We start from the raw sequence: 8693 nt of genomic DNA, 5'->3' as shown, positions 1-8693 counted from the left end.
TAATGAGTCCTGAGCCTAGGCACTGGTATTGCCTGTTTGAATTATCTGCCTGAAGCACCCCGCCAGTTTTGCAGCATTGGCGGGGTGTTGTTTTTCAGGCAGCATGAAGGGCATTAAAGTTAAAGGTGGTACCGGTGACAAAATCTGATTCCGGGCCAGCGAGAAATGACAGGCCGCTGGCAATGTCGCCCAATACCGATATGTCCGTGGCAGGCAAAGCCCGGTTTTTGCGACCCAGAATATTGGATTGCAGGCGGTTAACCGTAACGTGGCGATCATGTAGTGATTTCGCACTATGCGTGATCAGGTCATGAAGGCGGGCATTGTTATTGTTGCTGGCGTTAATGTTTTCGGTTGTACGTGCGGCTGCGGTTTTGCCAATGGCAATGATCCGGCCGCCTTCGCGAATAACCGGGGCGATGGCGTCGATGGCGGCAGCACTGTAAATGCGTTCGTCATCTTGCAGAACAAAAGAGACATTGTTGGTGACCAGAATATCAACCTGGCCAAAATCGGCGATAACGCGCGAAACAAGGGTTTTGATGCCCGAAACCCTGTCGCAATTAATGGCGTAGGCGCGGGCGTTAACGCCGCGTGCCTCAAGCCCGGTAACAATACCGGCGGCATTCCATGCATGTGCGGGGTGGCTGATAATAACGTCGGCACCCTGATCTGCCAGGGTTTGTGCGCTTAAGGCACCAATGCCGTAATGTCCGTCGGTGACGATGGCTATTTTGCCCGCCAATGGTTTGTTCATGGCCGTTCTCCAAAAGAGAGGTTTTTCCTGTATGAAAAAACCTTACGACCCAAATCGCCGTGGCAATAGCCCCTAATGTCGCGACCTAGCGTTCGTTTTATGGAACGCTGTGCCAGGTGTTAGCCTAGGCGCCATAGCCGCCATCGACATTTAGAACGGTGCCGGTGATATAGGATGCGGCAGGGCTTGCGAGGAAGGCAATGGCGGCGGCGACTTCTTCGGGCATGGCGGGGCGGCCCAGGGGTACCGCGGTTCGGATCGGGGTGGGGTATTTTGCCAGCGGGTCCAGCAATTCGTCATTTACAAAGCCCGATTGCACAACGTTTACCGTGATGTTGCGCGGGCCAAGGTCACGTGCTGCCCCTCGCGTGTAGCCCACCATTGCCGCCTGTGTCGCGGTAAAATCGGCCAGGCCGCTGGACCCGGCATGGGCACACAGGCATGACCCCAGTGTGATGATGCGTCCGCCCTCCGGCATCAGGGGGGCGGCGGTGCGAATGGTATAGGCGGTGGCGCAAAAATTAACCTGTTGCTGACGTTTTAAGCCATTGATGTCGGCGTCGGGGTTGTCTACCTGGCCGCAAACAGCAATTGACGCTGCGTTGACCAGAATATCCAGGCGGCCAAAATGGGCGAACGCCGTTTGCACCATTGCGCTGACCTGCAAATTATCCGCCGGGTCGGCTTCAAACGATTTTGCTTTTACCCCCAGTGCCTCAAGTTCCTCGACCATTTCCCGGGCGATTTTGCGGTCGCAAACGTAACCAATGGCAATGTTTGCGCCCTGTTCGGCAAGCATCCGGGCGGTTGCGGCACCTATGCCAAATGCGCCCCCCGTTATCAGGGCGACCTTGCCGTTAAGAAGTTTACTCATGGAGGCTCCGGTGGAATGTGGGAAAGAACCGATTTGTCGACGATGCAACAGAATTTAGGATTTGTAAGATATAGACAAAAGTCCCTTTTTGCGGCACTCTGCGTTCATTATATGGAACAATGAGGTCGGTCATGCAGGATTTAAACGATCTTTTTTACTTTGCGCAGGTTGTGTCGCATGGTGGATTTGCACCGGCAGGCCGGTCACTTAATCAGCCAAAATCGAAACTTAGCCGGCGGGTAGCTCAACTTGAAGACCGGCTTGGTGTCAAGTTAATCGAAAGATCAAGTCGCCGCTTTCGGGTGACTGAACTGGGCCAGGCTTTCTATGATCGCTGTGCCAATATTTTGAACGAAGCCGAGGAAGCCGAAGCCATTGTGGCGGAAGCAAAAGGTGTTGAGCAAGGCGTTGTGCGCATCAGTGTGCCGCCCGCAATGCTTGAAACTGCCCTTGCCGAAGTTTTGGCCGATTTCAGCGAAAAATTCCCCAAGGTTCAATTGCGGATCATGGCAACCAACCGCCGGGTGGATTTGATCGAAGATCGGGTGGATGTGGCGTTTCGGGTGCGCGATTCGCTTGATAGCGATGCGACGTTAATTGTTAAAACTCTGGGGCTTGCTGACGCCATTATGGTGGCCAGCCCGACCTTGATGGAAAAACTGGGGCCGGGTTTTTCGGTTGATGACATTAACCGTTTTCCGACCCTTAGCATCAAAGGCGAGGATGCCGAGACCATTCGCTGGCAGCTTGTTGGCCCAAATGACGACACGCGGATGCTTGATATTGCGCCGTGTTTATCGACCAGCGATATTTCCATGATTCGCCAATGTGCATTGCGCGGGCAGGGCATTGCGCTTTTGCCGCGTTTTAGCACCCACCACGCCATTCAGGCGGGCCGGCTTGTGCAGGTATTGCCGGAATGGCGGGCTGTGGGCGGCATTGTGCACATTCTGTTTAAGGCGCGGCGTGGTTTGCCGCCGGCTGTACGTGCCCTGATCGATCATTTGACCGACCGGGCACGGGAACGCACCCTGTGGGAATGTGACGAAGCCCTTGAACGGCTGTGCCCGCATTATATTTGTCGTGAAGGTGCGATTGAGGATGGTGTGATGAACAATCAGGCACCTGCGGATGTTAAAAAACTGGTTTCGGCCTGATCGTTTTAGGTGAAGCGGGTTATTTTTAAGGCGCTCTGACCGGGTTGCAAATGCAATTGTCAGGGCGTTTTTTTACGCGCAAAATGATATGTTGAACGTCTTGCCCAATAGTGCGTACGCGATTTTTATTGACCGCATGGCGGGGCTTTCGGCTAAGTAATAGAAATAACATGCATGATATCTTTGGTTTTGCAGGATATCGGCCCGCATTGCGGGATGTATAAGGCATTTGCGACAGGGGAAATTCAACGTGCTAGACAATGTCGTCGCAAACAGTGCGACACCGTTGCAGATGTGGGTTGTGCTTGCGCTGGTCGCTGGTTCGCTCGTGCTTTACGGATGGGAACGCATCTCGCTTGAAATGACGTCAATGGCGATCATTGCGGTGTTGTTGCTGTTTTTTAATATCGTCCCGCTGAACGATGGCGAGGGCAATAACCTGCTGGGGCCGGACACTTTGATGTCGGGCTTTGCCAACCCGGCCCTGTTAACCGTTCTGGCGTTGCTGGTTGTGGGGCAGGGCATGGTTCTGACCGGCGGGGTCAGTTACATTGCCGGTTTGATCACGGAACATGGCGGTAAAAACGCCTCGCTGGCGATTTTTGTTGGCCTGTTTGTGGTGATGTTGCTGTCGGCGTTTTTGAACAATACGCCGGTGGTGGTTATTTTTATTCCGATCATTCAGGCATTGGCCGAACGCATTCAGCGATCGCCAAGCTCATTGATGATTCCACTGTCTTTTGCTGCCATTCTCGGCGGTATGACCACCCTTATCGGGTCCTCGACCAACCTTCTGGTTTCAAGTTCATTGATTGAACTGGGCATGGAACCGCTGGAATTTTTTGAATTTACAGTGGTTGGTTGCGTTCTGGCGTTTTCAGGCTTTTTCTATGTGTTGCTGGTGGCGCCCCGTTTGTTGCCTGCCCTTGCATCCATGAGCAGCCGCCTGACAAAACCGGACGGAAGTGGCAAACAGTTTATTGCCCAGATTACCGTTGGTCCGGCATCAAAAATGATCGGGACCAAGCCGGTTGCCGGATTTTTTAAAAACCTGCCCAATGTTACCATTCAAATGATTGTCCGGCGTGAACATGCCGATTTGCCACCGTTTGATGAACATCTGGAAATTCAGCCCGGCGACGTGCTGGTGGTGGCTGCAACCCGCAAGGCATTGACCGAAGCCCTGCAAAAAGATCCCGGCCTGATCCATGCCGAAGCCGCCGCTGTGCATGATGGCAGCACGAGTGACGAAAATAAAACAACACAGCTTCTGGCCGAGGTTATGTTGCCGCCAGGGTCGCGCCTTATCGGGTTTAACCTCGAACAGATCGGTTTTCGCTATCAGTATAAATGCCTTGTATTGGGCATTCAGCGACGGTCCCGTATGATCCGCACGCAGATGACGGAAATCCGGCTTGAGGCCGGGGATGTGTTGCTGGTGCAGGGCCGATCCGAGGATGTCGAGGCATTGCGCACCATCCGTGATGTGGTGCTGCTGGAATGGTCAACCCGGGCCTTGCCGCGGCCGTTTCATGCGCGTCGGGCGGCCTTTATTTTCCTGGGTGTTATCGCACTGGCGGCGACCGGGTTAGTGCCGATCATGATATCAAGCTTCATTGGTGCCGGGTTGATGATTGCATCAGGTGCGCTGAATATGCGCCAGGCATCGCGGGCGATAGACCGCAAAATTGTATTGCTGGTGGCTGCGGCACTGGCACTGGGCAACGCCCTGCAAATAACCGGTGGTGCGTCCTTTGTTGCGGATGTTTTGCTTTCTGCGCTGCATGGGGCCCCGGCACCGGTTATTCTGTCGGTGTTTTTTCTGATGGTTGCCTTGTTTACCAACGTTTTATCCAACAATGCCTGTGCGGTGCTGTTTACCCCGATTGGCATTGGTATGGCACAACAGCTTGATGTGCCGCCGCATGTTTTTGCGATTGCGGTGGTGATGGCGGCCAACTGTTCGTTTGCATCGCCTGTCGGCTATCAAACCAACCTTTTGGTGATGGGCCCCGGGCATTACCGTTTTATCGACTTTCTCAAGTCCGGCACGCCGCTGATCTTTTTGTTGTGGATTGTGTTTAGCCTCTTTGCGCCGTGGTATTACGGGCTTTCAATGTAGCCTTTGGGCCCTTCTTTTAGCGCATACAAAGCCCCGATGATCACAGCCGATCATCGGGGCTTTTTTTCAGGGCGGGGCTAATTTTTGCATATCCGCTTTAGGAATGCAGTTGCCTATGATTTTGGGAAACTTTCGACGCACCAGTCAATAAATGCCCGCACCGTGGGCGAAAGATGCCTGTTGCGCGGATACATGATTGATATTGTTTCGCGCGGCCCGTGAAAAGTCGGTAGGACTTCTTGCAGGTTCCCGTCTTTTATTGCTGACTGTACAACATAACTGGCAGCACGGATCAGGCCCAGTCCCTCGATACCACACGTCAAATAGGATTCGGTATCATTGACCCGTGGTGTGTCAGAGGCACGCATGGTTACAGGTCGTCCCTCGATCTCGAACGTCCAGTCCGTCGGGCGTCCGGTTCTGCTTGATAAATACCCTATTTTGCGATGGTGTTGCAGGTCGCCAGGCGATTGTGGATAGCCATATTGTTTAAAATAGTCGGGGGACCCGCAAATGGTCCACTTGAAGTCTCCGATCTTGCGGATGACGAGGCTGGTTGTATCTGCGGGGGTGCCGGTGCGAATAACGCAATCGATCCCGGTTTTTATCAAATCTGCAATTTGGTCACTGGTCGTCAGGTTGAGCCTTACATCGGGATAACGGGCCATAAAGTTTTTGATTTTGGGCAATATAAAATGACGCGTGATCGAGGCCGGGGCATCGACCCGTAATGTACCGTTTATCGTTTTACCATGGCCGGGAAAGGATGCCTCGACATCATCGATCTCGGCCAGAATGCGATGGCATGCCTCGTAATAGGCTGTGCCATCAGCCGTAAGGCTGATTTGCCGGGTTGTGCGCAGGAGAAGCTGAACGCCAAGGCTGCTTTCCAGTTCCTTTATGGCTCGGGTAACCGTAGAGGGGGGCAATGAGAGTGTTTCGGCGGCTTTGCCAAATCCTTCGGCGTCGACCACCCTGATAAACACCTGCATCGCTTTTAATCGATCCATGACGACCTCCTGGGGATATGAACAAATCCCCATTCGTTGTTGGTTAACGCTGTCTTGCGATGTTGCGCGACAGCGGGAGCGCACATCTCGTCGCAAACAATTGGTGTTTATGGAATAATAAAAGTATCGACGGTTAAAATGTGTACAATTTTGATCAGATATCTCGCACTGGATGCTGGATTTTAGGTTTATTATTCCATTTTTGCTAATAGAAAAACTCGAAATCGATTATGGTTTGTGAGGGGTGTTTGGGCTGATTATTCCGCATCAACGGACGCCATATACCGGCGTTCCCATGTTTCTAACAAAGGAATAATCATGCCTGATGCTATCTCTTCCAATTCGGTGTTGCCTGTGTTGGTTTTGGGGGCGGGTCAACTTGGCCTTGCTGTTTTGCGCGAACTTGCCCCCCGGCTGGACCCGGCGCTTAATCCGCTTACGGTTGTTATTGCACCCTCAAGTCTTCAGTCGGAAAATGCGGCAGATATCGCGCTTGTCCGCGAGCTGAAGGGACTTGGGGCAACGGTCGTGGGCTTTGATCTGGGGAAAACATCAACGGGCGAACTGGCCGACCTCTTTCGCCCTTTCCATACGGTTGTAAGTTGTACGGGGTTCGTTGCCGGTAAGGGAACCCAGCTAAAGATCACCAATGCGGCCCTGGATGCGGGCGTTTCGCGGTATTTTCCATGGCAGTTTGGTGTTGATTACGACATTGTGGGCCATGGAAGCCATCAGGATGTTTTTGATGAACAATATGATGTGCGGTTGCTTTTGCGGGCGCAAAACAAGACCGAATGGGTCATTGTTTCAACCGGCATGTTCACCAGCTTTTTGTTCGAGCCAGCCTTCGATGTTGTAAACCTTGAGCGGAAAACCATTCATGGGCTGGGGAGCTGGGATTCGAGGGTTACGGTGACAACGCCGGAAGATATTGGGTTGTTAACCACAGAAATAATTCTCGCCGAACCAAGGTTTGTCGACGAAGTGGTGTTTGTGGCGGGGGATACGCTTTCCTACGGTCAACTGGCTGACATCGTCGAAGAAGTTACAGGCGAGACTTTTACCAGGGAAGAATGGACGCATTCAATTCTGGCGAAACATCTTGAAGGGCAGCCAGAGGACACCATGGCAAAATACCGTGCCGCATTTGCCCAAAGTGACGGTATGCATTGGCCGAAGTCCGAAACTTTTAATGCTGCTAACAATATTGAAACGGTAGACGTAAAAGGCTGGCTTCGCCAACGGTTGGCCAACAGATAGCATGTGCTGTTTGTGAGGGTGAATTTTGCCTTGTTGGGGCATTTCCTTGACGAACAAATGTCCTGGTTAATGTTTTAAAATCGAAAGCCGGTTTGAAGAAGTGCCTTCAGGCCGGCTTTTGCGGTGTTCGGGCTGAAACCGGTTTTGGGGGCGGGCATACCCAAATCGGCATTAACCCTTGCATTGAACGCGTTTGACTTTTGCAATCAAGGCAATAGGATCGCGCTTCGTTTTTGTGAATGTGCCGTGAAATTGCCGGAATAACCGGTATTGCGGTGTTTTTTCCGTCTGATCAGGAACAGCCCCATGGTCGATATTGCCAATTTTCCCAAGCCCGCCAATCGCCCTGCCAGCCCTAATTTTTCGTCGGGTCCGTGTAAAAAACGCCCCGGTTGGTCCGCAGATGCGCTTGAAACCGAGGTTCTGGGGCGTTCGCATCGGTCTCCATTGGGCAAATCCCGCCTGGAAGAAGCGATTGACCGCACACACGACCTTTTGAACCTGCCCGAAGGTTATTTGGTGGGGGTTGTGCCCGCATCCGATACCGGGGCGGTGGAAATGGCATTATGGTCGATGCTGGGCGCGCGCGGCGTGGATATGCTGGCGTGGGAAAGCTTTGGTTCGACCTGGGTGACGGATGTTGTAAAGCAGCTGAAACTTGAGGATGTCCGCGTGCTTGAGGCCGATTACGGCAAGCTGCCGGATCTGGGCCAGGTTGATTTTGACCGCGACGTGGTTTTTACCTGGAACGGGACGACAGCCGGTGTGCGCGTGCCCAATGGTGACTGGATTGCCGCCGACCGCAAAGGCCTGACCTTTTGTGACGCGACATCGGCGATTTTTGCCATGGAACTGCCGTGGGACAAGCTCGACGTTGTGACCTATAGCTGGCAAAAAGTGCTGGGTGGCGAGGGTGGCCATGGGGTGATTATTTTAAGCCCGCGGGCGGTTGAACGCCTTGAAAGTCATGTTCCGGCCTGGCCGATGCCGAAAATCTTCCGCATGATCAAGGGCGGCAAGCTGATTGACGGTATTTTCCGGGGTGAAACCATCAATACCCCGTCGATGCTGGTGGTTGAAGATGCCATTGATGCCTTGAAGTGGGCGCAGGATGTTGGCGGTCTGGAAGGTTTGCTGGAACGGACCCGCGAAAATCGCCGTTTGCTTGATGAATGGCTGGTACAAAGCGACTGGGCGGCCGATTTGGCCGACAAGCCGGAAACGGCGTCGAATACATCGATGTGCATTAAAATTGTCGATCCGTGGGCATTGGAACAGGACGCAAAAATTCAGGCGTTATTGCCAAAACGGATTTCGCAACTGCTGGATGCTGAAAAAGTGGCCTATGATATTAATGGCTACCGCGATGCACCTCCCGGATTGCGAATTTGGGGTGGTGCGACAGTAGAATCCAGCGATATCAAGGCGTTGTTGCCGTGGCTTGATTGGGCATATGGCGTTGCCAAAGCTGAAATCAAGCAAGGCTGACGATAGCGCCCAAGATATTATTTGC

The 8693-nt window shown here is 52.9% G+C and carries 7 protein-coding genes; 4 read left to right on the top strand and 3 right to left on the bottom strand.

The annotated features are described in order from the left end of the window. Positions 1-94: 94 nt before the first annotated feature. Both THS27_RS13045 and THS27_RS13040 read right to left on the bottom strand, forming a co-directional pair. On the bottom strand, positions 95-757 hold the full coding sequence (locus THS27_RS13045; RefSeq protein ID WP_085591524.1) for an SDR family NAD(P)-dependent oxidoreductase: 663 nt from the start codon (positions 755-757) through the stop codon (positions 95-97). A gap of 124 nt (positions 758-881) precedes the next feature. Next, positions 882-1631 carry an SDR family NAD(P)-dependent oxidoreductase gene (locus tag THS27_RS13040; protein WP_085591521.1) on the bottom strand — a complete coding sequence of 250 codons (750 nt, stop codon included), beginning with the start codon at positions 1629-1631 and terminating at the stop codon, positions 882-884. Between the two features lie 131 nt (positions 1632-1762). On the opposite strand from THS27_RS13040, the gene THS27_RS13035 reads away from it, so the two are divergent. Beyond that, positions 1763-2788: a LysR substrate-binding domain-containing protein gene (locus THS27_RS13035; protein WP_085591519.1), complete on the top strand. Its 1026-nt coding sequence runs from the start codon at positions 1763-1765 to the stop codon at positions 2786-2788. Between the two features lie 250 nt (positions 2789-3038). After that, positions 3039-4910: an SLC13 family permease gene (locus THS27_RS13030; RefSeq protein ID WP_085591517.1), complete on the top strand. Its 1872-nt coding sequence runs from the start codon at positions 3039-3041 to the stop codon at positions 4908-4910. 113 nt (positions 4911-5023) lie between these two features. Here THS27_RS13030 and THS27_RS13025 read toward each other — a convergent pair whose 3' ends face one another. Beyond that, positions 5024-5920, bottom strand: a complete 897-nt coding sequence (locus THS27_RS13025) for a LysR family transcriptional regulator (RefSeq protein ID WP_085591515.1) — start codon at positions 5918-5920, stop codon at positions 5024-5026. Between the two features lie 318 nt (positions 5921-6238). On the opposite strand from THS27_RS13025, the gene THS27_RS13020 reads away from it, so the two are divergent. Together THS27_RS13020 and THS27_RS13015 are read left to right on the top strand one after the other, a co-directional pair. Continuing rightward, complete coding sequence (locus THS27_RS13020; protein ID WP_085591512.1) at positions 6239-7180, top strand: aromatic alcohol reductase; 942 nt, start codon at positions 6239-6241, stop codon at positions 7178-7180. A 306-nt stretch (positions 7181-7486) separates the two neighbouring features. Beyond that, the gene (locus THS27_RS13015; protein WP_210402899.1) at positions 7487-8668 is read left to right on the top strand and encodes a phosphoserine transaminase; all 1182 of its coding nucleotides are present in this window, start codon (positions 7487-7489) and stop codon (positions 8666-8668) included. The last annotated feature ends 25 nt before the right edge of the window (positions 8669-8693 follow it).

This window comes from Thalassospira sp. MCCC 1A01428, from assembly GCF_002115825.1.
Taxonomy (GTDB): Bacteria; Pseudomonadota; Alphaproteobacteria; order Rhodospirillales; family Thalassospiraceae; genus Thalassospira.
This window is presented reverse-complemented; position numbering and strand designations above follow the sequence as displayed.